24 protein-coding genes are annotated in these 25,806 nt (G+C 62.4%); 10 read left to right on the top strand and 14 right to left on the bottom strand.

What is annotated here, in order from left to right; genetic code table 11:
* Window positions 1-62: 62 nt before the first annotated feature.
* The 3 genes from grxB to ACXMYO_RS13955 all read right to left on the bottom strand — a co-directional run bounded on the left by grxB (window position 63) and on the right by ACXMYO_RS13955 (window position 3,034).
* Complete coding sequence (grxB, locus tag ACXMYO_RS13965; protein ID WP_438765428.1) at window positions 63-719, bottom strand: glutaredoxin 2; 657 nt, start codon at window positions 717-719, stop codon at window positions 63-65.
* Between the two features lie 72 nt (window positions 720-791).
* Window positions 792-1,526, bottom strand: a complete 735-nt coding sequence (locus ACXMYO_RS13960; RefSeq protein WP_457809158.1) for a glutathione S-transferase — start codon at window positions 1,524-1,526, stop codon at window positions 792-794.
* Window positions 1,527-1,642: 116 nt separating this feature from the next.
* A complete protein-coding gene (locus tag ACXMYO_RS13955) occupies window positions 1,643-3,034 on the bottom strand; it encodes an aminotransferase-like domain-containing protein (RefSeq protein WP_457809157.1) in 1,392 nt (463 codons plus the stop codon).
* A gap of 112 nt (window positions 3,035-3,146) precedes the next feature.
* On the opposite strand from ACXMYO_RS13955, the gene ACXMYO_RS13950 reads away from it, so the two are divergent.
* The 3 genes from ACXMYO_RS13950 (at window position 3,147) to ACXMYO_RS13940 (ending at window position 5,666) form a co-directional block, all read left to right on the top strand.
* On the top strand, window positions 3,147-3,746 hold the full coding sequence (locus ACXMYO_RS13950) for a LysE family transporter (protein ID WP_438768481.1): 600 nt from the start codon (window positions 3,147-3,149) through the stop codon (window positions 3,744-3,746).
* A gap of 36 nt (window positions 3,747-3,782) precedes the next feature.
* Complete coding sequence (locus ACXMYO_RS13945) at window positions 3,783-4,349, top strand: GNAT family N-acetyltransferase (protein WP_438765421.1); 567 nt, start codon at window positions 3,783-3,785, stop codon at window positions 4,347-4,349.
* Between the two features lie 267 nt (window positions 4,350-4,616).
* Complete coding sequence (locus ACXMYO_RS13940; protein WP_457809156.1) at window positions 4,617-5,666, top strand: homocysteine S-methyltransferase family protein; 1,050 nt, start codon at window positions 4,617-4,619, stop codon at window positions 5,664-5,666.
* Window positions 5,667-5,747: 81 nt separating this feature from the next.
* On the opposite strand, the gene ACXMYO_RS13935 is transcribed toward ACXMYO_RS13940, so the two are convergent.
* The 7 genes from ACXMYO_RS13935 to ACXMYO_RS13905 form a co-directional block, all read right to left on the bottom strand.
* Window positions 5,748-6,566: a peptidylprolyl isomerase gene (locus ACXMYO_RS13935; protein WP_457809155.1), complete on the bottom strand. Its 819-nt coding sequence runs from the start codon at window positions 6,564-6,566 to the stop codon at window positions 5,748-5,750.
* 12 nt (window positions 6,567-6,578) lie between these two features.
* Window positions 6,579-7,256, bottom strand: a complete 678-nt coding sequence (gene narI, locus ACXMYO_RS13930) for a respiratory nitrate reductase subunit gamma (protein WP_457809498.1) — start codon at window positions 7,254-7,256, stop codon at window positions 6,579-6,581.
* Between the two features lie 21 nt (window positions 7,257-7,277).
* Complete coding sequence (gene narJ / locus ACXMYO_RS13925; RefSeq protein WP_457809154.1) at window positions 7,278-8,015, bottom strand: nitrate reductase molybdenum cofactor assembly chaperone; 738 nt, start codon at window positions 8,013-8,015, stop codon at window positions 7,278-7,280.
* Window positions 8,008-9,585 carry a nitrate reductase subunit beta gene (narH, locus tag ACXMYO_RS13920; RefSeq protein WP_457809153.1) on the bottom strand — a complete coding sequence of 526 codons (1,578 nt, stop codon included), beginning with the start codon at window positions 9,583-9,585 and terminating at the stop codon, window positions 8,008-8,010. Before narH ends, narJ begins: the two co-directional genes overlap by 8 nt.
* 574 nt (window positions 9,586-10,159) lie before the next feature.
* Complete coding sequence (locus ACXMYO_RS13915; RefSeq protein ID WP_457809152.1) at window positions 10,160-11,440, bottom strand: hypothetical protein; 1,281 nt, start codon at window positions 11,438-11,440, stop codon at window positions 10,160-10,162.
* Between the two features lie 127 nt (window positions 11,441-11,567).
* Complete coding sequence (locus tag ACXMYO_RS13910; RefSeq protein WP_457809151.1) at window positions 11,568-12,245, bottom strand: RES family NAD+ phosphorylase; 678 nt, start codon at window positions 12,243-12,245, stop codon at window positions 11,568-11,570.
* The gene (locus ACXMYO_RS13905) at window positions 12,242-12,643 is read right to left on the bottom strand and encodes an antitoxin Xre-like helix-turn-helix domain-containing protein (protein ID WP_457809150.1); all 402 of its coding nucleotides are present in this window, start codon (window positions 12,641-12,643) and stop codon (window positions 12,242-12,244) included. The genes ACXMYO_RS13910 and ACXMYO_RS13905 overlap by 4 nt, the downstream gene beginning before the upstream one ends.
* Before the next feature lie 230 nt (window positions 12,644-12,873).
* Here ACXMYO_RS13905 and ACXMYO_RS13900 point away from each other — a divergent pair, with 230 nt between their 5' ends.
* Window positions 12,874-14,913, top strand: coding sequence for a glycerophosphodiester phosphodiesterase family protein (locus tag ACXMYO_RS13900; protein ID WP_457809149.1), 2,040 nt, complete (start codon window positions 12,874-12,876; stop codon window positions 14,911-14,913).
* Between the two features lie 42 nt (window positions 14,914-14,955).
* Here ACXMYO_RS13900 and ACXMYO_RS13895 read toward each other — a convergent pair whose 3' ends face one another.
* Together ACXMYO_RS13895 and ACXMYO_RS13890 are read right to left on the bottom strand one after the other, a co-directional pair.
* On the bottom strand, window positions 14,956-15,339 hold the full coding sequence (locus tag ACXMYO_RS13895) for a hypothetical protein (RefSeq protein WP_438765405.1): 384 nt from the start codon (window positions 15,337-15,339) through the stop codon (window positions 14,956-14,958).
* A 153-nt stretch (window positions 15,340-15,492) separates the two neighbouring features.
* The gene (locus tag ACXMYO_RS13890; protein ID WP_457809148.1) at window positions 15,493-17,547 is read right to left on the bottom strand and encodes a TonB-dependent receptor family protein; all 2,055 of its coding nucleotides are present in this window, start codon (window positions 17,545-17,547) and stop codon (window positions 15,493-15,495) included.
* Between the two features lie 200 nt (window positions 17,548-17,747).
* Here ACXMYO_RS13890 and ACXMYO_RS13885 point away from each other — a divergent pair, with 200 nt between their 5' ends.
* Both ACXMYO_RS13885 and ACXMYO_RS13880 read left to right on the top strand, forming a co-directional pair.
* The gene (locus ACXMYO_RS13885; protein WP_457809147.1) at window positions 17,748-18,263 is read left to right on the top strand and encodes a TetR/AcrR family transcriptional regulator; all 516 of its coding nucleotides are present in this window, start codon (window positions 17,748-17,750) and stop codon (window positions 18,261-18,263) included.
* The gene (locus ACXMYO_RS13880; RefSeq protein WP_457809146.1) at window positions 18,260-19,393 is read left to right on the top strand and encodes an MFS transporter; all 1,134 of its coding nucleotides are present in this window, start codon (window positions 18,260-18,262) and stop codon (window positions 19,391-19,393) included. Before ACXMYO_RS13885 ends, ACXMYO_RS13880 begins: the two co-directional genes overlap by 4 nt.
* A gap of 115 nt (window positions 19,394-19,508) precedes the next feature.
* Here ACXMYO_RS13880 and ACXMYO_RS13875 read toward each other — a convergent pair whose 3' ends face one another.
* Together ACXMYO_RS13875 and ACXMYO_RS13870 are read right to left on the bottom strand one after the other, a co-directional pair.
* Window positions 19,509-19,781 (bottom strand): hypothetical protein, encoded by a 273-nt coding sequence (locus ACXMYO_RS13875; RefSeq protein ID WP_457809145.1) that lies wholly within the window; start codon window positions 19,779-19,781, stop codon window positions 19,509-19,511.
* A gap of 88 nt (window positions 19,782-19,869) precedes the next feature.
* A complete protein-coding gene (locus ACXMYO_RS13870; RefSeq protein ID WP_438765395.1) occupies window positions 19,870-20,223 on the bottom strand; it encodes a DUF488 domain-containing protein in 354 nt (117 codons plus the stop codon).
* Between the two features lie 215 nt (window positions 20,224-20,438).
* On the opposite strand from ACXMYO_RS13870, the gene ACXMYO_RS13865 reads away from it, so the two are divergent.
* From ACXMYO_RS13865 to ACXMYO_RS13850, 4 genes are read left to right on the top strand one after another with little or no spacing between them, the layout of a single operon-like run.
* Window positions 20,439-21,275 (top strand): ATP-binding cassette domain-containing protein, encoded by an 837-nt coding sequence (locus tag ACXMYO_RS13865; RefSeq protein WP_438765393.1) that lies wholly within the window; start codon window positions 20,439-20,441, stop codon window positions 21,273-21,275.
* Entirely contained in the window at window positions 21,263-22,126 is an 864-nt protein-coding gene (locus ACXMYO_RS13860) for an ABC transporter ATP-binding protein (protein ID WP_457809144.1), read from the top strand. Before ACXMYO_RS13865 ends, ACXMYO_RS13860 begins: the two co-directional genes overlap by 13 nt.
* 24 nt (window positions 22,127-22,150) lie before the next feature.
* Window positions 22,151-23,665: an ABC transporter substrate-binding protein gene (locus ACXMYO_RS13855; RefSeq protein ID WP_457809143.1), complete on the top strand. Its 1,515-nt coding sequence runs from the start codon at window positions 22,151-22,153 to the stop codon at window positions 23,663-23,665.
* Between the two features lie 10 nt (window positions 23,666-23,675).
* Window positions 23,676-25,436 (top strand): ABC transporter permease subunit, encoded by a 1,761-nt coding sequence (locus ACXMYO_RS13850; protein WP_457809142.1) that lies wholly within the window; start codon window positions 23,676-23,678, stop codon window positions 25,434-25,436.
* Window positions 25,437-25,806 lie beyond the last annotated feature (370 nt).

The raw sequence follows: 25,806 nt of genomic DNA, 5'->3' as shown, positions 1-25,806 counted from the left end.
AATGAATGGCTGCAAGGCGCGCCATTATGGCACAGCCCTGCAGCTTTCGGTGAGCGGTTTGCTCAGGCCGCCACGGCGATCTCGTCGTGCAGGGGCACATCGGCCAGCTGCGACATCGCCTGGCGATAGGCCTCGACGTTTTTGGGGTATTTCACCCCTTCCACCAGCGAGAGCTGGCGCAGCACCGGGAAGAGCTCGATGTCATCCAGCGAGAGCACCTCGTTGACGGCCTGCGGTGACAGGATCAACGCATCAAGTTCGTTGAGCCAGCCCTGTATATCGATAAGCAGTTCGGGGGTCTGCTCAAGCAGCGTGTCGAAGCTGCCAAACGCCACCTCCTTGTTGGCGGTGAAGTATTCGGCGGCCTCAACAGTGGCAAATTCGCCCAGCGGCGCTTTGGGTACGCGGGGAATAAAGAGCTTCGCCACGGTATCGGAGGCGGCGCGGACCCAGCGCTCGATCTCCGGGTTTCGCGGGCCATCCATGACCTTGACGCCCTCGGCCTGGCTGTCGATGCCCTTCACGATCTCCATGCTCTCGGCCATGGTATGGCCATCCTCGAATTCGAGAATCGGCACCTTCTTCTCCCCGATCAGCCGGGTCGGGGTCTCGGCGTCGTCGTTGAGCAGCGTCTGCAGCGTGATCGGCACGTCGCGCAGGCCAAAGATCATGCGGGCCTTCACGCAAAACGGGCAGTGATCATAGATATAGAGGTCCATCTTTACGTTCTCCAACGGGTCCTTGTCGTCGATCAAGTCTGGGCGAGGATAGGCTTCCCTGCCACCCGAGTATTAATTCCCGGCCCGGTCCAGCGCCGGATAGTGGCGAAAAAGCCCCTGCTCGGAAAACGCCAGGCGCCGCTCGGAGGCGAGATACTCGCTGATCAGCGGCATTTCCAGCACATGATCGTGCAGGGTGATGACCTTCGGGATGTCGCCTTCCAGCGCGGCCATGGCGTTGGGGAAGGCGTAGCGCAGCCCCTGCACCATGTGAAAAAGCGACAGGTCTACATAGGAGAGCCGCTTGCCGACCAGATACACCGGGCTGTCGGGGTTTTTATCGATGATGCGCTCGAAGTAGCCGAACAACTTCGGCAGGCGCTGGTCGATGAAGTTTGCGGCGCGACGAAGGGCCACATCCTGCTGGTCCTCGTAATACAGCTCCGGGCCCAGGGGGTGATGCACGTCATGGGCTTCGGCGGCAAAGTCGGTGATGGTCAGCTGCAGGCTGTGGGCCCAGTACTGATAAACCTTGTCGTCGTTGATCAGCTTGAGACGCGGGGCGAGAAACAACAGGATATTGGCGACGTGGGAGATGACCTCACGGCCTGCCTTTAAAAAGGGCGGTGCAAAGGGCGGATAGTCGGTCACGCTGCCCTCGATCCAGGGCGTGATCGCCTCGACGCCGTAGCCGGGCTCGGTGCTGTTGCCTACATCGATGTAGTCGGCACCGCCGGCCTCCAGTGCCAGCCGAATGAACTCTCCGCGGCCGGGAATGCTCGGCCAGTAATAGAGCTCGTAACGCATGATGTTCTCTCCGTACTGACGTCTTTGATCACACTATATTGGCAGTTGAAGGGGACAGGAATGAACACTGCCCTGTCACCGGGCATGAAACGGCACAGTGACTGCCGTGTCGGCGTCTAGACCGTCTGCCAGCGCGGTGGCGCGTTCTGTGCCAGCGCCTGAACAATGATCGCCAGCGCCTGCCCCAGCGCCTCGCGATCCGGCGCCGCACTCAAACAGATCCGGATCGCCTGAGGCGCTGCGGTACTGCCAACACAAAAGGTTTCCGCCGGCGCCACTCGCACGCCCGATTGTTCCAGCGTCTCGACCAGCGCCTGGGCGCGATGCTCGCCGGGCAGCGTCAGCCAGGCATAGAAGCCGCCGCGACGCATGGCCACCTCAAACCCGCCCAGCGCCTCGCGCACCATGGCCTGGCGCGCCTCGAGCTCCTCGAACTGCCACGCCAGCAGTCGGTCGGCATCATTGCTTTCAAGCCAGCGCCCGGCGATCTCACTGATAAGCGCCGGCGGTGCCCAGCACTGGTTGCGCAGCGCAATGCGCAGCTGCGCCAGCAGGGAGGTCGGCGCGCGAACCACTCCCGAGCGCAGCCCGCCGCCCAGAATCTTGGCCACCGAAAACACGAATATCGTGCGCTCCGGTGCCAGCTGATACAGCGGCGTGCCGCGGGCCTCCAGCGGCAGATGCATCACGCCGTCCTCGATCAGCCAGAAATCGCGCTCGCGGGCCAGAGCGACCAGCGCCTCGCGGCGCTTTTCAGACAGTTGCACGGTAGTGGGGTTGTGATGCTCGGGCATGAGATAAAGCGCCTTGAAGGGCGTGCGCTCATGGCGCGCCGCCAGCGCCTCCACATCGATGCCTTCTTCATCAAACGGCACGGCCACCGTTTTCAGCGACCGCTCACGGGCGGTGCTGATCACGCCCGGATAGCTCAGCGCCTCGGCGGCCAGTCGATCTCCCGGCGAGAGCAGTACCGACAGCGCCAGCGTAATGCCATTGGTACCGCCCTGGGTGATCAACAGCTCGTCAGCCTCGACGGCCAGCCCCTGCGATGTCAGCCAGTCGGCGTAGCGCCGGCGCTGCGTCGCCATAGTGTCATCGAGGGGATAATTGATGGCCTGATCAAGCGCTGCGGGGTCCTGGGTAATGGCTGTCATGAATCGGGCCAGCGACGCCTGACGCTCGGGATGCGGCGGCGGCAGTGACATGCCCAGATCCACCAGTCCCTCATGGGGCGCCTTGATGACCCGGGCAAAGCCCTCGCACGCCCGTTCGGCCTTGACGAAGGTGCCACTGCCCACCTGGGCGCTGACCAGCCCGCTTTGTTCCACCAGCGCATAGGCCCGGGTAATGGTGCCCACCGTGACGCCCAGCGCATCGGCCAGCCGGCGCTGGGGCGGCAGCCGTTCGCCCGGTGGCAGTTCGCCCTCGTTGATGGCCCGTTCGATGGCGTGTGCCAGGGCGCGATAGCGCGGGCCTTCCGGAGAAAGTTCGGGTTTCCATATTGTCATGGTGACAATAAATCCATTGACGGTGACATTGGAGAACGTATGCTCGAATTGTCACCCATAAGCGGGTAACACTTCCATAATTGTATTCATACAATGTAGCGAGGCCGTCATGATGTCTGTCAGCTGGTGGGTTTCCGTGACCCTGTTCGCCATTACCATGACCGGCACGCCCGGCCCCAACAACGTGATGCTGACGGCCTCCGGCGCGATGTACGGCTTTCGCCGCACGCTGCCCCACATTGTCGGTATTTTACTGGGCGGGCTGGTGCTCTTTACCCTGCTGGCGCTGGGACTGGGCACGCTGTTTCAGCGCTATCCGCTGATCCAGCAGGGACTGCAGATCGTCGGCATCATTTATCTGCTCTATCTGGCCTGGCGCATCGCCTCGGCACCGCCGCCCGAATTTGATGTTACAGGGGACGCCCGGCCGCTGACACTGTGGCAGGCGGCCACCTTCCAGTTCGTCAATCCCAAGGTCTGGGTGATGGGGCTGACCCTGATGGCCAGCTTTCTGCCCTCCGAAGGCCCGATCTGGCTCAACGCCTTCGGTCTGGCGCTGTTCATGGAGATCGTCGCCCTGCCCTGCATTTCGCTGTGGGCCGGCTTTGGCATGGTAATCGCGCGCTTTTTGACCACCCCGCGGGCGTGGCGCATTTTCAACGTCACCATGGGTCTGATGACTGCCGCCTGCGTGGTGTTCATTGTAAAGTGAGCGCCACGTTCAACGAGCAGCAGGGGCAGTATCCGCATGAGTGACAGGCCTGAAAATCCCGGTGTGACCGTACGCGATGTGAGGGATCAGGACCTCGCGGCCATCCACGCCATTTATGACCACCACGTCCGCCACGGGCTGGGCTCCTTTGAAGAGGTGCCACCGACAGTCGAGGAGATGACCCGCCGCTGCGCCGACATTGTCGAGGCCGGCCTGCCGTATCTGGTCGCCGTGATCGATGAGACCGTGGTGGGCTACGCCTACGCCGGGTTTTTCCGCCCGCGCAGCGCCTTTCGCTTCTGCCTGGAGGACTCGGTCTATGTCAGTCACCAGGCCCACGGCCGCGGCGTGGGCAGTGCCCTGCTGGGTGCGCTGCTCACGCGCTGTGAGGCCGGCCCGTGGCGCCAGATGACCGCGCTGATCGGCGACAGCGGCAACGCAGGCTCCATTGCCCTGCACAAGCGCTTTGGCTTTACCCATCAGGGCGTGATCGAGGCGTGCGGCTTCAAGTTCGGCCGCTGGGTCGACACGGTGATCATGCAGCGCGCCCTGAACGAGGGCGATACCACCCTGCCGGAACAGGGCCGCCAGATGCTGTCCTGAGAGTCAGGATCGTCGACCGTGAGGCTGCGGTGCTACCCGACGCGTTGCGTCGGGCGCTCGATGACCTCTCGGCGCAGCAGACGCGGGCATCCGCGCCCGGGCCTGCTGCATCGATGCGGCCGACTAAAGTATTCATTTAGTTCGTGGTGTTTTGATCCAAAGTGAATACTATTCATTTTAAAGCGGGCAAGACTTCATTGGTCATGGCAGCGGGATGGCGTCAGGATAAATGCACCTGCCAACATGCTTTTTCTGGAGACCCTGCCCATGACGCAAGACCTGATTACCCGGCGACTCGACCAGGGCCCGCTCATCTGCGCCGAAGGCTTTCTGTTCGAACTCGAGCGGCGCGGTTATCTCTCGGCGGGCGAGTTCGTACCGGAAGTGGCGCTGCTGCGCCCGGACGCTCTGGAAGCGCTGCATCGCGATTTCCAGCACGCGGGGTCCGATATTGTTCAGGCCTTCACCTACAACGGCCACCGCGAAAAGATGCGAGTGATTGGCAAGGAAGAACTGCTGGAGCCGTTGAACCGCGCCGCGCTCAAAATCGCGCGCAAGGTTGCCGACGAGCAGCCGGGTAACCTGATGGCCGGCAACATCTCCAACAGCAACGTGTGGGACCCGCAGGACCCGGCCGCGCAACGCAGCGTGCGCGCCATGTTTGACGAGATGGTGCAGTGGGCCGTCGAGGAGGGCGCCGATCTCATTATCGGCGAAACCTTCTACTATGCCGGCGAGGCGCAGGCCGCTCTCGAGGCCATCAAGGCAAAGGGGCTCCCGGCGGTCATTACCCTGGCGCCAATGGCCGAAAATCGCATGATCGATGGCCCCGGCATCGTCGAAACCTGTGTCGAGCTCGAAAAGAACGGGGCCAGTGTCGTCGGCCTGAACTGCTTCAGGGGGCCGGATACCATGCTGGAGTGGATTCATCAGATCCGCGAGGCCGTGTCCTGTCATGTGGCGGCGCTGCCCGTGACGTTTCGGACCACCGAGCAGGCGCCCACCTTTTTCAACCTCTCCGATACCCACGGTTGCAGCTGCCCGTCGCCTCACGGGCGCCCTTTCCCGACCGCGCTGGATCCCCTGTCCTGCAACCGCTATGAGCTGGGCGCCTTTGCCCGGGAAGTGTACGACAGCGGGGTCCGTTATCTCGGTGTCTGCTGCGGTGCCTCGCCGATGCACATCCGTGAGGTGGCCATGGCCGTTGGGCGTGAGCCGGAGGCCGCCCGATTCGCGGAGCGCATGGAGAACCACTTCATGTATGGCAGCCACGACCGCCTGCCAGAGCATATCGCCGCACTGGGGGACAAGGCCTGAGCAGTACCGAAAATCTACTGACGACAACGCCATCGATGCTGTCATCGATGGCGTTTTGGTTTAAGGGAGGTAACGACCGGTCTACTGCATCAGCGCGCCGCCGGCCTCGTCATCCAGCGCAATGCCGGTGACACCGATGGCCTCGGCCAGCGCCAGCAGATAGTGGCGCAGGGCGCGGCGAGTGGCCTGCTCGCGCAGGGTGTGGCGCACCCGGTCGATCACGGCCTCCAGCGGCAGCGCCTCGCCCTCGAGGCGCTGATCGAGTTGCACCAGATGCCAGCCGTAGCGCGAGGCCAGCGGCCGATCATGCAGCCCCTCGGGCAGGTGTTTGAGCGCATCATCCAGCTCCGACACGGTCTGGCCCGGCGAGAGCTCCCCCAGTGACCCGCCGGTCTCTTTTGAGGGGCAGGCCGAATAGCGCATGGCGACTTCATCAAAGCGCTCCGGGTGCTCGGCAAGCTCGGTGAGCAGGGATTCCCCCAGCGTTTTCATCTCGTCACGCGCGTTTTGATCATCCGGCGCCGCCGGCAGCAGCACATGGCGCACCTGATAGCGCGGCGGCGTACAAAAACGATCGCGGTTGGCCTCGAAATAGCGGGCGCAGGCGGCGTCATCGGGCTCGGGCGTGGTCAGTGCCTGATCCAGCAGCGTGCTGATCGCGCTCTGCTCATCGTGGTGGGTCGCCTCCCGGCCTAGCGTCATTTCGGCTTCCTGACGCAAAAGCTCCCGGATCACCAGCGCGCGCGCGGCTTCCAGCTGTGCCGTTTCCGGTGAGTCCGCGCCGTGATACTGCATCTCCGAGGCAATCTCGATCGGGTCGATCGAGGTATTGCCCACCGTGATCGGCGGCAGGGCCAGACTCGGGTCATCGGGCAGGGTCTGTGTGTCGATCATCTGCATGGGGTTGTCTCCTCAGGCGCGGCGGCGTACCAGCTGATAGCGACGGCCGATGTAGCCAAACGGCGCGCTCCAGGCGTGGACCAGGCGGGTGAAGGGAAAAATCATCACGATGGTCAGGCCCACAAAGATGTGCAGCTTGTAGATCAGGCCCACATCCATCAGATGGCTGGCGGCGTCGGAACGAAAGAACACGATCGACTGCGCCCACTCGGCCAGCGGCAGCATGACGCTGCCATCGAGATGGTTGACGGCGGCAATGATGGTGAAAAGCCCCAGTGTCACCTGCACCATCAGAAGCGCCAGAATCACGATGTCGGCAGTGCTGGAGCTGGCCCGCACGCGCGGGTCAAACAGGCGCCGATAGAGCAGGATCATGCCGCCGACCAGACACAGCACCCCGGCCAGACCGCCGACGAGGATCGCCATGATCTGCTTGTTGCCCGGCGTGATCGCCCACTCATAGGCCCAGTGCGGCGTGAGCAGGCCGACCAGATGGCCGAAGAAGATCACGATGATGCCGATGTGAAAGAGGTTGCTCCCCAGGCGCATGTGCTTTTTGGTCAGCATCTGGCTTGAGCCGGTCTTCCAGGTGTACTGGCCGTGGTCAAAGCGCAAAAGGCTGCCCAGCAGAAAGACCGTCCCGGCCAGGTAGGGGTAGAAGCCGAACAACAGGGTATGGGTGTAATCCATCATGGGGGTGACTCCCGGGGCTCAGTGACCGTGAACTGCCGAAGCAGGATCGATGACACGGACGGGTTCGGCCTGCTCGCGGGCGCTCTGACGCTGCTGCGCGCGGCGCTGACCGGCAGCGGACTGCACCGCACAGTCCTGATCGGAGGTGCTGGAAAAGCGCACGGCCTCTTCTTCCCACACCGCATCGAGTGCGGCCGGGGTGTCATCACGCTTTTCTTCGCGCACCTTGTCCTGATGCTCGGTGATCTCGTCCTCGGCACCGATCAGCGCCAAAAGCGACGCCGTGGCCAGCGCCTGGTCGGCCTCACGCTCTTCAAGGCGGGCGGTCAGGCGGGCCAGAATATGGGCGATCTCGCCGAGCTGGCCGGCAATCTCGTCTTCCGTCCGGGTCGAGAGATACTCCAGAAACAGCGGCAGATAGTCGGGCAGCTCGCGAGCATCCAGCTCGAAGCCCGCCTCGCGATACTGCGCCAGCAGATCGACCATCGCCTGGCCGCGGTCCCGCGACTCGCCGTGAACGTGTTCAAACAGCAGCAGCGAGGTCGCCCGGCCCTTGTCGAAAAGCGCCACATAGTCGGCCTGGAGATCGAGCAGATCGGCCTGGGCCAGGCGGCGAATCCAGCCCACCAGCGTTTCCCGTCGCAGGGGCGTGAGCCGGTCCTCGGCCTTGATCACTGCCGTCATTTCGGGGGCGGCCTGTTGCAGCGCCTTCGTGGGGTAATCCAGCAGTCGTGCCAGTACGATCAGACTACGCATTGCGATCCTCCTCACCGTCATAGGGGGCCACTTCGGGCTCGTAGTGCGACACCACCGGCTTGACCAGCGTGGAGGTCTGTTGGCGACCGCCAAACAGGCTGCCGGCGCTGTCGCCGCCGTTGCAGCCCTGACCGAAGGTGAAGCCACAGCCGCCGCGCTCGGGGAAGGCCTCGCGGGCCTGTTCGCGGTGGGTGGAGGGGATCACGAAGCGGTCCTCGAAATCGGCCAGCGCCAGATAGCGATACATGTCCTCGATCTGCGCGGCAGTGAGCCCCACGGCTTCCAGTACCTCGGTCGCCTCGCGGCCGTCGACCTGCTGGGCGCGCTTGTACAGACGCATTGCCATCAACCGCTTGAGGGCGCGGATGACGGGTTCTTCTTCCCCGGCGGTGAGCAGGTTGGCCAGGTAGCGCACCGGAATACGCAGCGACTCGATATCCGGCAGCACGCCGTCACTCGGCACGTTGCCCTGATCAAACGCGGACTGAATCGGCGACAGCGGCGGCACATACCAGACCATCGGCAGCGTGCGGTACTCCGGGTGCAGCGGCAGGGCCAGCTGCCAGTCGATGGCCAGCTTGTAGACGGGGGATGCCTGGGCGGCCTGGATGACGTTCTCTTCAATGCCGTCGCGACGTGCCTGGGCGATCACTTCCGGGTCATGCGGGTCGAGAAATATCTCGCACTGGCGATGATAGAGATCCTGCTCATCGGCGCTGGCGGCGACCTCCTCGATGCGGTCGGCGTCATAGAGCAGTACGCCGAGCGAGCGGATACGGCCCACGCAGGTCTCGGAGCAGATGGTTGGCTGACCGGATTCAATGCGCGGATAGCAGAAGATGCACTTCTCGGATTTACCGCTTTTCCAGTTGTAGTAGATCTTCTTGTACGGGCAGCCCGACACGCACATGCGCCAGCCACGGCACTTGTCCTGATCGATCAGCACGATACCGTCTTCCTCGCGCTTGTAGATCGCCCCGCTCGGGCAGGACGCCACGCACGCCGGGTTCAGGCAGTGCTCGCACAGGCGCGGCAGATACATCATGAAGGTGTTTTCAAATTCACCGTACATGTCGGCCTGAATGCGATCGAAGTTCTTGTCGCGGCGGCGCTTTTCAAACTCCGTGCCCAGAATCTCCTCCCAGTTCGGGCCCCACTCGATCTTCTGCATGCGCTTGCCGCTGATCAGCGAGCGCGGTCGCGCCACCGGCTGATGCTTGCCCTCGCCCGCTCGGTGCAGGTGCTGGTAGTCGAAATCGAACGGCTCGTAGTAGTCATCGATCGCCGGCAGCTCCGGGTTGGCAAAGAGCTTGGCCAGCACGCGAAAGCGCCCGCCGATGCGGGGTTCAATGGCGCCATCCTTGCGGCGCAGCCAGCCGCCCTTCCACTTGTCCTGGTTTTCCCACTCTTTCGGATACCCGATGCCGGGCTTGGTTTCGACGTTGTTGAACCAGGCATATTCCATGCCTTCGCGACTGGTCCAGACGTTTTTGCAGGTCACGGAGCAGGTGTGACACCCGATGCACTTATCGAGATTGAGCACCATGCCTACCTGTGAGCGAATCTTCATAATCACGGCCTCCAGGAATATCGCGCATGGACTGCCCGCCACCGGCAGGATGCGCAGTTATGGGGCCAAGCGTGCGCGTGACAGAGGGTGGTGGTTTTGATGCAGGTCAAGGCAGAAAGGGTGGAGAACGAGGGATACCTCTTTAGGGGTAACTGCTGGGAATGCTTATAAAATCTTTAAATTCAGTGGTTTGAGGGGTTTTTGGGGGTTGATTGGAAAGGAGTTCAGGAGGCGGGGGTTCTTTGGGGGTAAAGAGTAAGACGCAGAGGAATTTAAATCTCTAGATTTCATATCTGAAAAGTCTACCCATACATTTGTCTAATGTAGGCAAGCTTCTTCATGCTTTTGAAACTACTAACCTGTCACGCTATTTTGATCGATTGAAACAGCGTGACAGGTCAGACGTGCAGTATTGATGAATAACATTACGGACTTTAGATCAGGCTCTCTATAGGCATAGTGATAAATTGATATCAATAGCTGGTTATCATTGTTTAGTAGAAAGCTGGCGAATTTATCATGATATTTTTTTTAGTCATCTATAAAGAATGCCTGATTTAATTATTTAAAAAGCCTAGCTTTCGTAATGCTCCAAGATACCAGCATTTTCGAACCATTCGCGCAATTCGTCTTGAGACTCTATCTCACTACCTTTCCTTTGTTTTATCGCGCTTACAATGATGTCAAAATCAAAGCTGCCTAGAATTTGATCATTTTCACCACATCTTGAAATTAGTTTATTGATTTGAAGTTTATTCATGTCTGAGATATAAATTCTCATCATTTTTGCAATACGATTAGCCTCATCAAAAGAAGCAGAGTTGCCATATACTGTTATGATTCTATCAAGAATGGGCTTCGGTGGTTCCATGAATAGCACGTCATTCATTTCATCCAAAGTTATCTTTTCGGATCTTTTTCTAACGCTTTCTTTTAAAAAATCATGTTCGTTTAAAAATTCTAAGGATGAGATTTCTGAGGAAGGAATATTTGCGACGTAAGAATTTATTTTATGTCGAATATCATCATCTAAGTGTAGCCAGACAGATCCCATGAGGTTTACCAAAAGGGTAGCAGCTGGAATGGCTTTATCTTCTCGCTCTCTGATTATATTAGAAAGTTTTTCGTCAAGAGTAGATGAGTACCTTTCAAGATGCATCTCTTCAATAGCTTTTAAGGCTGTAGTTATTTTGTTTCTTTCTTTTGCAGCAGTCTGAGCATCTAAAAATTTTTTTATCAAAACTATTATGAAATTTCTAACTAAAGACCCTCTAGCCCTATGAAGAGGACTTTTGTTGAAGTTGATCAAGGCTTGATCGATATTGGTAGGAAAATAATCAGAATTCACTTCGTTTGTTAATCTTTCAAGTGCTCTTTTACCCTGTGAAGGCGGATATTGCAGTAAATATTCCACGGCTGAAGTTATATGCAATCGAGCGAGTTCAGCAGATGGAGAAAAGATTTCTTCTTCAGAGATCATTGAAGGGTGAGCGCATCTATTACGGTCTTCTTGAAGTCTACTTAAATCCAAAAACTCCACGTGGGATATGAATTCAAGATTGTCTCTAGCTACGCTTAACAAGTCTCTTTCAAACCTTAAAGAGCTTGAAATGTCTCCTAATCGTCTTGCTTCTTCGAAAAGCCCCATTTGACGACTTGCCTCTGCATCACCTGTAAGTGAAAGCTCTCTTATTTTGTCGATCAAATCAAAAGCAACTGCACCCCATGTAGAGACAACTGCGGCACGAAACGATCCGGCTCGATAACAGCCTACAGCTTCTTTTATGTAAGACTTTGATTTTTCATCTCTACATTTTAAGACAAGTTCATCCAAGTCAGCTAGTGGAGAGGCCATGTTCAACTCCTAAACTTTTAAACCAGCAATGTTGATTAAAAATATCTTATAAGTAAATGTTTGTGGGGTAGATAGTTAGAGTTACTTATATGAGCCATTTCATAGGTGTATGATTCTATTCTCGTTTTCAACTTAACCACGTCAGCTCCAACACATGACGAATCCGCTCGCCATCCCAGTCGTAGCCCAGGTGTCGGCCCTGTCGGGTGGCGCTCATGACGGGCGGGCGTAGTACCGCCGCACACTCGCCGTCTGGGTCTCTCACGCTGGGGTAGACGATGCCATCGGCCCCTTCTTCGCGAAGGCGAAGCCCAAAAGCCTGCCCTTCGCGCCAGTTATCGGGACTCAATAGTGGCGCCACGTCAGGATGGTTGCGAAGGTCATACAGCTCGCCCTGTAGATCGGACAGATACACACGCTGCTGAAGCTGCATCGGCGGCTCATCGGATTCCTTCATGAACCGTTCCATGTGATAGCGCGTCTCGGCAATCGCCGTGGTCTCGGTGCGCGCACAGTAATAGATGCCGAAGCTGCCATCGCTGAAGCGGGAACCCTGTCCGCTGAAGTGGCAGAAGGCCGCCATGACGGGTGTCCAGCCCGGGCCATAACGCCGATCTTCTTCCGACACCCTATGGATGGCGCCGGCTTGTTCTCTCAGGCGCGCAGATGTCTCGCCTTCCAGCTGGGCCAGCAGTGCCCAGTCATCGGGCTCGGCCACGCGTTCGAACAGATCGATGGGAGGAAATCTCGAGGGCACCACCCGATAGCTGGGTTGCCAGTGTAGTGCTGTACGGAGAAAGCTCATGCATGCCCGGCGCCTCGTGCGCCGTCCAGGTGCTGCCGGACCACATAAAGATCGGACACCAGGCCGCTGCGCAGTCGATCCAACGGGGCCTGCCCGGAGAACAGCGGGTTGCGGTTGGCACGCCTCAGCCAGCTGTCGGCGGCATCGGTGCGCGGCAACAGAATCTGCAGGGCCTTGTAGATGCCCAGAATCAGCGACATCCGCTCCATCTGACTCTGATCCAGCCGGGCCTTTTCAGGCGCCTGCTTCCAGCGGCGGTAGGTGCCATCAGGCACGCCCAGCAGCAGCGCCGCTTCCTGCTCCTTCAGTCCCCAGTCCCTGACAATATTGGGGTAGGTGCGCATGGCCGCGGCGCTCATGTTCTGGCGCTCCTCGTGGGACATCGTGGTGATGGCCATGCGGCCTCCTTCGTTCATATGGCGGTTTTTATTTATTTTACGCCATTTGATCGTGTTGTCATCGTAGATGATGGGCACGACATAATGGCCATTACCCAACTCATGCCTATGGCAACCTTTCTCCTACCCGTTATTACGCACCGGAAACGCAAGCATCTTGTAACCGTCATCTACCGCGCCTAGCGTCGATTCGGCAGGTCTTTCCCACTTCCTTGTTGAGGATTCGCACCATGCCCTTGTTCGATCGTCCGTTTCTCACCACCTCCCCCCGCGATGCCTTTGATATCGATATGGCGCGTCTGGCGGATTTCAGTGCCGATGATTTCGATCTCGTCGCCCACCGCGGCGCCAGCGGCTATCGCCCCGAGCACACGCTGGAGGCCTACCGCGTGGCTATCGAGCAGGGCGCCGATACCATCGAGCCTGACCTGGTGCCCACCCGCGATGGCGTGCTGGTCGCGCGTCACGAGAATCTGCTCAATGACACCACCGATGTGGCCGAGCACCCGGAGTTTCTTGATCGCTACACCACCAAGAGCATTGACGGACGGGAGACCTCGGGCTGGTTTACCGAGGACTTCACGCTGGCCGAGCTCAAGACGCTGGGCGCGCGTGAGCGCATCCCCGAGATCCGCGGCGATAACATCGCCTATAACGACAAATTCGAGATCGCCACGCTGGACGAGATGATCGCGCTGGTGCGTGAGGTGGAAGCCGAGACAGGGCGCGAGATCGGCATCATCCCCGAGCTCAAGCACCCGACCTACTTCGAGAAGGAAGGCACCCTGCTCAGCGGTGAGCGGATCAATATCGATACCAGCCAGCTCTTGATCGACACCCTGGTAGCCGCGGACTTTACCGACCCCACGCGCCTGTCGATTCAGTCGTTCGAGGTGGAAAACCTGATGCGTCTGGACAAGACCATCATGCCGGAAGCGGGGGTGGATCTGCCGCTGGTACAGCTGATCGGCGGGGGCAGCACGCCCTGGGATATCCAGTACAACTTCAATCGCGACAATGACGGCGCCAACCGCTGTGCCTACAAGGACCTGGATATTAGGGTGACGGCGGAGACCACCTACAGCGATCTCTGGACGCCGGAAGGCGCCATGGCGGTGGCCGGCTACGCCGACATTCTGGGGCCGTCAAAAAGCGTGATTTTGCCGACCCGGGCGCTCTCGGTCCCGGTGGATGGCGACGGCAACGGCCAGGCGCAGGTCAGTCAGGTGGCAACCGGTGAGCAGAGCGCGCTGGTGGCCAACGCCCACGCCGCGGGCCTTGAAGTGGTGCCCTACACCCTGCGCAACGAGGAGAGCTTTCAGGCGCTGCACCCGGACGGCACGCTGCGCACCCCGGTGGAGGAGTATGTCGGGCTGATATCGACCGGCATCGACGGCGTGTTCACCGACTTCCCCGCCAACGGACGTCAGATCATCGATCAGCTGGATGCTGGCGCGGGCGTGATCGCCCACGATCGCAGCGATATCGCCCTGCGCGAACTGCTGGTGCTCGACAGCAGCGAACTGAACGCATCGCACGGCACCCCGGGGCTGGATGTGGCGCTGTATAGCGGTGACGGCACCCTGGCTCTGCCGTTTAATGTGGAAAACGCCCGGCTGCGCGGCACCGATGACACCATCGTGGTGGGCCATGCGGGCAACAACATTATCGCCGGCAATGCCGGTGACAACGTGATCTACAGCGGTGGCGGTCAGAACATGATCGACGGTGGCTATGGGCACGACATGCTGGTTCTGCCCGGTACTGCCGATGACTACAGCATGGATATCGTCGGCGGTCGGCTCGTGATCACCGATCGCAACGGCGATCAGACCCAGGCGATCAACATCCAGGAGCTCACCTTTACCGACAGCGATGGCCACTACGGAATCTTTGCCACCGGGCAGGCGGAGTACTCCGGCGTTTCACGCGCCTTCCTGGGCCGCGGGCCGGACGCGGAGACACAGAGCATCATCGCTACCTATAGCCGCCGCGGCATTGAGCTGGAAGACCTGGGCGGCGGGCTGGAATACACCACCACTTTCCGTGAACGCAGTGAAGTGCTCAACGACAGCGAGTTCGTGCAGACGCTCTATATCGACGTGCTGGGCCAGGCGCCCGATGACGAGAGTCTGGCGTTCTGGACCGGGCTGCTGGAAGACGAAGAGATCAGTCGTCCGGAACTGGCCTGGGACATCGCCACCAGCGATGACTATGCCCAGGTCGTCGCGCTGGTCGATCCGGGCCAGGAGTGGTGGGCCGCGGCATAAGGTGTGATCAGGCCCCCGTCCGTTGTCGGGCGGGGGCTTTTTTTATTGGTAATACTCGACGATGGCTCGGCCCTGCTCGTCGCTGTCGACCCGAGTGGTAACGGTGTCACTAAGGTGGCCGAACACATCGGCGTCACGCACCAGATCCTGATCGTCAAATCGAAGCGACATCTGGTCGCCGACGTGGGTTTCGGTAAATTCCCTGAGCGCGCCGCTGCACTCGGCCGAGTCGATCAGATCGACCGTGACGGCGGGGTTTGACGCCTCGTCATGATCCAGAGCGATGCGCTCGACGCAGTCCCTGTCGATGGGGTGCGTATAGCTGCCGGATTGGAATACCAGCCCGTCGTCGGAGCGGTCGGGCGCCTCACCGCTGCAGCCGGCAAGTGCGATAACAAGGGCGAACGGATAAAGGCTGGCTTTCATGTAGCGGCACTCTCTGACAGGTGAAATGACAGTTCTGATCAACACTGTAGCCTCAAAACCGGCGGCCGGCAGGGGCAAGGCGCCCTGGACGGGGTGGCCGATCAGACCCGCGCCAGCGAACACCTCGCCGGCGCAGACTCTCTCTACTTTTCTCTAGAACCCGACTTCCAGCCCGGCATAAAAGGTCCGCCCCGGCGCCGGCTCAAAGTAGCGGGCGTTGCTGGCGTTGATGCGGGTGTTGGCGAAGTGCTCGCGGTCGAACAGGTTACGAATGCCGGCGTAGACGTTGAGGCTCGTGTCTCCGCCGAGCTGCCAGCCCTCCCCCGCACGCAGGTTGATCAGCCAGTAGCTGTCGACGTCCACATTGTTGGCGTTGTCGGCCACCATGTCGCCGATGTACTGCGTCTCGAGCGTGGCAAAGCGCTGGTCATTCCCTTCCCAGGTGAGCCAGTTGACCCAGGTCTGCTCCGGCAGGCCGGGAATGCGGTTGCTGTCATAGCGCTCGCCGTCGGCTTCGAAACTGTCAAAGCGGTAGTGAGCCAGCGTCAGCGCGCTGTCCAGACGCCAGGTCTCATCGATCTGCCAGCCGAGTGCGACTTCCAGACCGTCGCGGTCGGTGTCGCCGGCGTTTTGATAGAAGGTGCGATCGTCATTCCCCTCAAGGGTGTAGGGCACCAGCTCGTCACGCACGCGCACCGAAAACAGCGCCACGTCGTAGTTCAGGCCGTTGCGGAAGTTGCCCCGCAGGCCGATCTCGCGGTTCCACGCCTTCTGTGGCTCCAGGCCTGCATTGAAGCCGCCGCCTCTGGCGGGGTTGGCAAACTCCGAAAACGTCGGCGTCTCGAACGAGGTGCCGGTGTTCACATAGGCCTGATGATCGGGCAGATAGCGATAGCTCAAGCCTGCCGAGCCACTCCATTCGTTGAAGTGGCGATCGCCGCTGTTGTCGCCCTCGGTGGTCAGGTCATCGTCGATCCTGAGTCTGACGCGGTCGTAACGCGCGCCCAGCGAGGCCGTCCACTGATCGGTCAGATCGAGATCGCCCTGTAAAAAGACGCCGGTCGAGGTGGCGCTCTGGGTCTCGTCTTCGGTTTTGCCGGTGACGTCGCCGCTGAAGGCGACGTTGCGCCGCCAGCGGTCATCGCGCTGGCGCGCGGCGTCGAGACCGGCCACGTAGCGCAGCGGCATCTCCCCCAGGCTCAGCGTCTGATGATACTCGGCGCTGCCACCAAAGAAGTCGCGGTCATAGCCCAGCAGGCTGTCGCCCGGGTAAGGCAGCTGCTGCTCGAAGTGGCGCCAGGTGTAGAAACTTTTCAGATAGAGCTCGCCGGGCCCGGCGGCGAGATCCTCGTACTGAAGCCCCACCACCTGCTGGTCAACGCTCTGGCCGGTGTCATATTCCCGGGTGAAGGCGCCGGCCTGATGGCGCTTGTCGCCGACCTGCTCGCGGGTCAGCCCGCCCGGGTCTTCCGAGCGCGGGTTGTCCAGCAGGTTGACGATGGCCGTCAGCGCCCGGTCCTCACTCAGCTCGCGGCGCAGTTTAGCGTTAAGCAGGTACTTCTCCACCGAGCTGTGATCGCGATAGCCGTCCTGATTGAGCGCCGAGAGGCTGACATGGTGCGACCAGTCGCCGTTGGCGCCGCCGGTCTGCAGGGCGGCCTTTTTGTAGCCGTCGCTGCCGCCTTCTACGCGCAGGCGCGTGCCCGGGTTGTCGCGGCCGTCGGCGGTGGTCACCGAGATCACCCCGCCGGCGGCGTTGCCGTAGAGCACCGAGGACGGCCCGCGGATCACCTCGATGCTCTCGGCGCTGTCCAGATCGATGGCATCGACCTGGGCCTGGCCGTCCGGCAGCGTGTAGGGGATGCCGTCCATCAAAATGGTAATGCCGCGCACACCAAAGGGCGCGCGGGCGCCGAAGCCGCGGATCGCGATGCGCTGGCCCTGGGCGAAGTTGTCGCGGTTCTGGATAAACACGCCCGGCACCTGGCCGAGCGTTTCATCCAGGCGCACGCGCTGCTGGCCGCGCTGGATGCTTTCGCGCTCGACGGTCGACACGGCCGCCGGGGTGTCATAGAGCTCGCGGGCCAGGCGCGGCGCGCTGACCACCATGGTCTCCACGGCATCCGTCGTTTCGATCTCCTCGCCATAAGCGGGCCCTGTGGCCACGGCGCCCGCCAGCGCCAGCAGCAGCGTCCTGCGTGATGTCATGTTGTTCCTCTGAAACAGGTTGTTGTGGTGTTGTCGTTATGTTGTTGGATATGGCGGCGATTCTAGCATCCGTCGCTGACGCGACTCCCTGTAATGGAGCAAGGCATTTCAATAAGCCGTGCAATTAAATTGACGATGTAAACCGATCGTTTTACATTGGAGGTGTGGTTTCACCCTAGGGAGGCGTCAACATGAACATCATGGACAAGCTCGTTACCGCATCAGAAGCACTCTTCGACCGCCACGGCTTTACCGCCACCGGCATGGACAGGCTCACCCAGGGCGCGGGTATCTCGAGTCGCACCCTCTACAAGCACGCTGGCAGCAAGAACGCACTGATCGCCCGGGTGCTCGGCGAACGCGACAAGCGTTTTGCGCGGCGGCTGGAGGTGGACAGCATCGATGCGCTGTTCAAGGCGCTGGAGGACTGGGTGCGGGTGGAGGGGCGGCGCGGGTGTCTCTTTCTGCGAGCGCTTGGCGAGACCGGCGGCGATACACCGGAGATCGTGGACGCGGTGCTGGCGCACAAGGCGCGGGTCGCGGAGCGCATCGCCGCGCTGGTCGAGCGCGAAACCGGACGCGATGATCCGATGCTGGTCGAGCAGATCATCGTGCTCTTCGAGGGGGCCACCGCCGCTGCGGTCTATCGCGGCGAGCAGGCGGTCGTCGCCGCCCGACAGGCGGCGGCCTCGCTGATGGCGGGAGCGGGCTCATGAGCCCGGCCCTGGCGCTGGGGGCGACCGGTTTCGGTCTGATTGCCGTGTGTTACGGCTTTGCCCGCTTCGCCTTCGGGCTCTTTCTGCCGCAGATCGATGCTGATCTCTCTCTTTCATCAAGCCTGAGCGGGCTGATCTCCGGCGGCGCCTTTCTGGGCTACTGTCTCGCCATTACGCTCTCGGCCTGGCTGACCGAACGACTCAGCGCCCGGATCGTGGCCGTCGGGGCGGCGCTGGTGGCGGCGGTGGGCATGGCCGGCATGGCGATGGCGCCCTCCGCCCCCTGGCTGGCGGCAGCGGTCATGCTGGCCGGCGCCAGCACGGGGCTGGCCTCACCGCCCATGGCGGCCGCCGTGGCGGCCGCGGTTCGCCCCGAGCGACAGGGTGCGACCAATACGGTCATTAACGCCGGCACCGGGGCGGGTGTGGTGATGTCCGGGCCCGTGGCGCTAATGATGGGCGATCAATGGCGACTGGCGTTTGCAGGCTTTGCCGTCGCCGCCGTGGTGCTGGCTGTAGCGGCTGCCTTGTGCGTGCCGAACGATCCCGGTCGCGACCGGAAAACCGCCGGCGGCCTGCCTGCCCTCAACAGCCCGCTCAAACATCTGATTATCGCTGCATTTTTGATGGGCGCGGCCAGCACCGCGCTGTGGTCCTTTGGCGGGCAGCTGGTATCGCTGCGCCTGGACTGGGGCAGTACCGGCGCCGGACTGCTCTGGATCGCCATTGGCGCAGCCGGAATGGTGGGAGCGCTTGCCGGTTCCCTGGTGGCCCGCTTTGGTGTGGACCAGGTGCATCGTCTCTTTCTGCTTGCGATGGCGGGTGGCATCGTCATGGTTGGCATGGAGGGCACCACGCCGACGCTGGCCCTGGGCGGCGGTGTGTTGTTCGGGCTGGCCTATATCATGATTACCGGGGTCTATCTGGTGTGGGGCGTCTCGGCGCTCCCCGAGCGGCCCGCCACCGGGCTGATGATCGGCTTTCTGACCATCGCGATCGGTCAGACGGCCGGCGCACCGATCTTCGGGGCACTGATGGAGATGCTCTCCCCTCAGTATGCCGTGATCCTCTTTGCCGGACTGGCCCTGACGGCCGGCCTGGCCCGGGCGGGCAAACTATCTGTCGCCTGACCCGGCGCTTTATGGGCGGCCACCAAAAAATGTTTGGCACTCGGCCGGGGCATTGACCAATAAAAAGGGGCTGTGCCACCGCACAGCCCTTTTCCACCGAAGGCAGGACGAACGCTCAGCGCCCATCGGTGCCTTCATCCAACTGAGCGACGATCGGGTGGCTGATGCAGCGATCGACCAGATCGGTCGAGGCGCCGATGCGATCGGCCACTTCCTGAATCGACATGCCCTGGTCGATGTGCGGCTTCAGCGACATGCCCAGATCCGCGACCGGGTTGCTGCTGCGCTCGTGGCCGCCCGGCTCGGCATCCGGTCCGGTGTCGGTGGCGGCTTTGGCGTCCTCGATCATGGTGGGCGTGACGTCTTCAAGTCTTTGAACAATCGGCATGACAGCTCCCTGTCTCCAGTGCGTGTTTGTGCAGCGTAGAAGAGGGCGGCCGACACTTCGAACGCCCCTCCGGGTCGTTTGTCGCTTCTCAGCTGGTGCGCTTTAAAAAATCCCGGAGCACCACGGCGTTGTTGCACTCTTCGTCTTTTGCCGCATACACCAGCGTCAGCCCTTCCTTTTGGGCGTGCTCGCGCAGGGCCTGAGCAGGCGTTGAGTCGCGCTCGCGCAGCTCCCGGCGATAGGCGTCATAAAAGCCCTCCCAGCGGTCGCGGTCGTGGCCGAACCACTTGAGAAGATCCCTTGAGGGCGCGATGTCGCGACACCAGTCATCGATGTGAGCGTCCTTTTTGGCCACACCGCGCGGCCACATGCCGTCGACGAGTACCCGGTAGCCGTCATCCTTGTCGCGCGTGTCGTAAATCCGCTTGAGCTGAATCTGCATGTCGCCTCCTGCCGGTGTGACCGTGGATATCCTTCAACGCTTTTCATCAACATTAGCAGTGCCCGATACAGTCTGCCGACATGACCCGGGGGACACTAGATCGAGCCGGCAAACCCTTCTAAAGGCTTAAGGAAATCACAATACAATGCCTTGATTGTTATGATATAACCTACCAGATATCGAGCCATACAGACTCTCGGGGGCGTGCCTCAATCATGTCGGGAAATACGGTGCTGGCAGTCAACGAGCTGTGTATCCGGGTGGATGGCCAGCCGATCGTGAGCGATCTGTGCTTTCATGTCGCCGCCGGCGAGCGCGTCTGCCTGCTGGGGCCGTCAGGCTCCGGCAAGTCGCTGACGGCCGGCGCCATTCTGGGGCTGTCGCCGCACTCGGTGCATGTCGATGGCAGCGTGTGCATCAACGGTGTGGAAGTGGCCGATATCCGCGCTACCCGCCGCCCGGTGCAGTCACGTTCGGGGATGGTCTTTCAGGACACCCACTCGGCGCTCAACCCGCTGGTCAGCGTCGGCGCGCAGCTGCGCGAGCCCTTCATGCGCTTTCACGGTCTCTCCCGCAGGGCCGCCGACGAGGCGGTCGTGACCCTGCTGCGCGGCATGCAGATGGCCCACGTTGAAGAGATCCTTAAGCGCTCGTCGGCCGAGCTCTCCGGCGGGCAGCGCCAGCGCATCTGCATGGCGCTGGCACTGGCCTGCAAGCCGGCGCTGATCGTCGCCGATGAGCCTACCACCGCGCTGGATGTGCTCACCCAGGAAGAGGTGTTAAAGCTGCTGCGTGAGTGCACCGGCACGGCGGATACCCCGGCGCTTTTGTTTATCTCCCACGATATCGGCGCGGCCTGTCGGCTGTGCGAGCGCGCGGTCATCATCGATGAGGGCCGGCTGGTCGAGAGCAATACGCTGACCCACATCATCGCCAACCCGCAGCACCGCTTTACGCGCCAGCTGGTGCGCGCCCTGCATGAGAGCGCCCCGGGCCGGCCGCCCTTTGCCCCTGACTTTGATGCCCGCGAGGGGCTTTTGTGCACGGCATAGATTCCGGCGATACCTCGGCGCCGCTGTTGTGCGCCGAGGGGCTTTACAAGCATCTTCACCAGCCGAGCCTGGCGTTCTGGCGCGCGCGACAGGCCCGCACGATTCTGCGCGATATCCACCTGTCGATTCACGCCGGCGAGCGCATTGGTCTGGCCGGCGTCTCCGGGGCCGGCAAGACGACGCTTTTGAATCTGCTGCTGGCGCTGAAGGCCCCTGATGCCGGGTCAATCAGCTGTCAGGGGCGCGCCGTGCGACCGGCCTCGGTGCGCGCGCTGCGCTGGTATCGCCGGCTGGTGCAGTACATCCCCCAGGACCCGGCCGCCTCGCTGGACCCGCGCATGAACGTGCGTGAGCTGATCCGCGAGCCGCTGGTGCGCTTAAGCGTTGAAGGTAACCACACCCGGCGCATCGACGAGGCGCTGGACCGGGTCGGGCTGGATCGGAAATTTCTGAGCCATCGCCCCGGGGCGCTGTCCGGCGGTCAGGCCCAGCGCGTGGCGATCGCCCGCGCCGTGGCCCTGCGCCCGCGGCTGTTGCTGGCCGATGAGCCGCTCAGCGGGCTGGATCTGCCGGTGCGCGCCCGGGTCATGCAGCTCTTTGATGACATGAGCCGCCTGGATGGCACCGCCTTTGTGATCATCTCTCATGATCTTGCCGTCATGCCGCGCCTGTGCGAGCGCACGCTCATTTTGCATGACGGCGCCATCATCGAGGACCGCCCCACGGCGGCGCTGTTTGAAGCTCCGGCGCATGAGCACACCAAAGCGCTGGTGCGCGCCGCGCATCTGGATCACGCCATCACGTCGATGGTGCCGGCGACGCCTGCGACCTCTCTTTATCCCGTTTCTTGATACCGACTGCCCAGGAGATCCGTCTTGATCCTTCGTCACGCGTTTTATCTGCCCGCCATGGCGCTGTCACTGGCCCTGCTCACCGGCTGCCAGCAGGAGGAAGCCACCGAGGAAGAGACCAGCGCCTCTGACAATGAGCGCCTGCGCGTGGCGATGCTGCAGCCGCCGCGCTCGGGGCTCAATCCGCTCACCGATGACGCCTTCAAGCTCTCGCGCTGGCGTACCGCCGAGACCCTGATCCGCCTGGATGACAACAACGATCCGCAGCCGTTTCTCGCAACCGACTGGGAACAGCTCGACGAGCGCACCTGGCGCTTCGAGATTCGTGACGATGTGACCTTTCATGACGGCACGCCCCTGACCGTCGAACAGGTGGTACACGCGCTGACGGCGGCCACCAACGCCGTACCGCGGCCGCGCATTCTCGATGGCGTGAAGATGACCATCGAGGCTGACGGCGACAGCGCCGTGCGGGTGCAGACCGAACACGCCGACCCGCTGGTGCCCAATCGACTCTCCAGCCCGCAGCTGGCCATCATGGCGGCGAAGGCCTACGGCGAGGATGGCCGGGTCAATCCGATCGAGGCAGGCACCGGGCCGTTCGTCTTGAAAGAGGTCAACGGCACCCAGAGCGCCCGGCTGGATCGTTATGACGGCTACTGGGGCGAGCGCGCCGAGCTTGCCGGCATCGACGCCGACTACGTGCCCGACGGCACCGCCCGTGCCGCGGCGCTGCGCACCGGCACCGCCGATGTGGTCGAGGCCGTGCCGGTCTCCCAGGTCGCGCTGGTTGACCCGGAGCTGGTTCACGAGGTGCCGATGCCGCGCACCAATACGCTCTATCTCAATACCGACCGCGGCGTGTTCAGCGATTCAGGGATGCGCGCCGCGGCGCGCGAGGCAATCGACCGGGCGGCCATCGTGAGAACGGTCTATGAAGGCCGCGCCGATGAGGCGAAGGGCCTGCTGGGCCCGGCGCTGGCCTGGGCCGACGGTCTGCGCTCGCCGATCGAGGGGCGTGCCGATGCCGCGGCACCGAACGGCGCCGACATTACCCTGGGCACCTTCACCGACCGGGCCGAGCTGCCGGAAGTGGCGGTGCTGCTGGAGCAGCAGCTCGAGGCGGCCGGCTTTACGGTCCATCAGGAGGTGCGCCAGTACGCCCACATCGAATCCGACATGCTCGCCGGGGCGTTTGATGCCGTGATCCTGTCGCGCGCCACCATGCTCGATTCCGGTGACCCGGTCGCCTACATGTTCAGCGACTTCGCCTGCGAAGGCTCCTTCAACATCGCCCAGCTCTGCGACCCGGCGGTCGATGAGGCGCTCGCCCGCGCCGCCGACCTGCCCACCGGCGACGAGCGCCGCCAGGCCATCATCGATGCCGAGGCCGCCATTTTGAGAACCGATGCCGCCGTGCCGATGCTGCACGAGCGCGTCATTCAGGGGGAAGCGACGCGGGTATCGGACGCCGTGCGTGACCCGCGCGAGCGCGAGCTGATCTCCGAGCACACGCGCCTTGACGGCGCGGCACAGTAAGGCGCCGGTGATGCGCACTTCCGGGGTCGTTATCGCCCGTCCGCCCGTGCTGGCCGCGCGCCTGCGCCTTCTGGTGCCCACGCTGTCGCGGCTGGTGACGCTGGCGGGCGTGGTGGTGCTGGTGGGGTTGTTGCCCTGGCTGTCCGGGCGTGATCCGGCGCTGAGCATCCTGCGCGCCCGCGCCGGCGATCAGAACCCGACCCCCGAGGCGCTGGAGGCCATCCGCACCCAGCTTGGGCTCGACATGGGCCCGTGGGAGAAGCTCGGCCACTGGCTCTGGGGGCTGATGCACGGCGATGCCGGTCTCTCCTGGATCTCCGGCGCCCCGGTGCTGCCCGGCATGCTTCAGGCCACCGGCGTGTCGCTGACGCTGATGTTTGGCGCCCTGCTGGTGGCGCTGGTGACCACCGTATTGCTGTGCGTGACGGCCGTGCGTCGCGGTCTGCTGGGCGAGCCGGCACCGACCTCCGGCGCGCTGGGGGCGACGCTCACCGCGCTGCCGGAGTTCCTGCTCGCCGCCATCCTGCTGGTCATTTTCGCCGCCGGGCTCAACTGGCTGCCGCCCTACGGCTGGGGCGAGGCGCGCCACATGGTCCTGCCGGCGCTGGCACTCGGTCTGCCGGCCGGGGGCCTGCTGGGGCGGCTGTTCAGCGATGGCCTGACCGCCAGCTTCTCCGAGCGCTGGGTGGCGACCTGGCATGTGGCGGGCTTCACGCGCCGGCGCATTGCCCTCGCCGTGCTCAAGCGCACCCTGCCCAGCCTGCTGCCTCAGGTGGGACTGGTAATCGTCGGGCTGACCGGTGGCGCCATTGCCGTCGAGCAGGTGTTCTCGATTCCGGGGCTGGGGCGCGCCACACTGGGCGCGGCCTCGGCGCAGGATCTGCCGGCGCTGCAGACCGGCATTTTGCTGCTGCTGGCGATTGCCGTGGTGCTCGGCGGCGCCGCGGGCCTTGGCCGCACGCTGCTGCTGGGGCGCACCCTGCGCGCCGGCGCCGTGCCGGTGACCCGCCATGAGCACCATCACGGGCGCTGGCAGTGGCTGGTGCCGGCCGTGGTGGCGCTGCTGCTGGTGATCATTATTGTCGCCGGCATGGGGCGTGACCCGCTGGCCTCACAGTATCTGCGCCTGCAGACGCCGAGCCTTGATCTGCCGCTGGGCGCCGATGGTACCGGGCGCGATATTCTCGCCCGCGTCAGCCATGGCGCGCTTTCCACCATGGGCATGGCGCTGGTGGTGGTCAGTATCACCTTCGTACTGGGGGTCCTGATCGGGCTGATGCCGCGTCTGGCCGCCGGGCCCATCGAGGTCACCAACGCCACCCCACCGGTGATTGCCGGGCTGGTGGTGGCCGGGCTCATGGGCCCGAGCGCCGGCGGCGCCATTCTGGCCGTCACGCTGGTGAGCTGGGCGCCGCTGGCGGCCCATACCGCCGCACTGGTCACCGAGGTGCAGGGCCAGGCACATGTGCGCATCACGCCCATGCTGGGCGTGGGTCGCGTGCGCCTGCTGAGTCGCTACATCCTGCCGGCGGTGATCGGCCCGGTCTTTCGCCACGCCATGCTGCGCCTGCCCGGTATCGCGCTGGCGCTCGCCGCACTCGGCTTTCTGGGGCTGGGGCCACGACCGCCGGCGCCGGAGTGGGGGCTGCTGCTGGCCGAGGGCATTCCCTATCTGGAGCGCGCCCCCTGGGCGGTACTGGTGCCGGCGCTGGCGCTGGTGCTGATGTCGGTACTGGCGGTGTCGCTGTCGAGTCTCTGGCGGCGGGGGTGAGCGCCCGGGTTGAGAAAGGTTTAAAAGAAAGGTGCCCCTCATGAGAGGGTCGCTTTTTGACTGGGTGGTTGAATAGTGATCAAAGGGGCCTGTTCGCCAGACCGCTTGCGTTTACCCTCTCACGTGTCCGCAGGCAGAGCGCCTGCTGCATTAATGCGATCTTTGGCTGTGCGGCGGTTCATATTGAACGCCTCGGCGATACATCAAAAGACTGTTTTGGCGAGGTTCGATTTACAGCTTGTACAGCTCACCAGCCGCGTAACTACGCCGTTCGTAACCACCTATGATAAATCCCCATGGAATGCCAGAAAATCTCGAAATCCGCGATGCTCCGCCCTCCGTGGTAGTTGATCAAAGCTCAAGGAGGGCC

The sequence above is a fragment of the Kushneria sp. EE4 genome (assembly GCF_977968315.1).
Note: the sequence above shows the minus strand (reverse complement) of the source record. Positions and strands in the feature narration are given on the sequence as shown.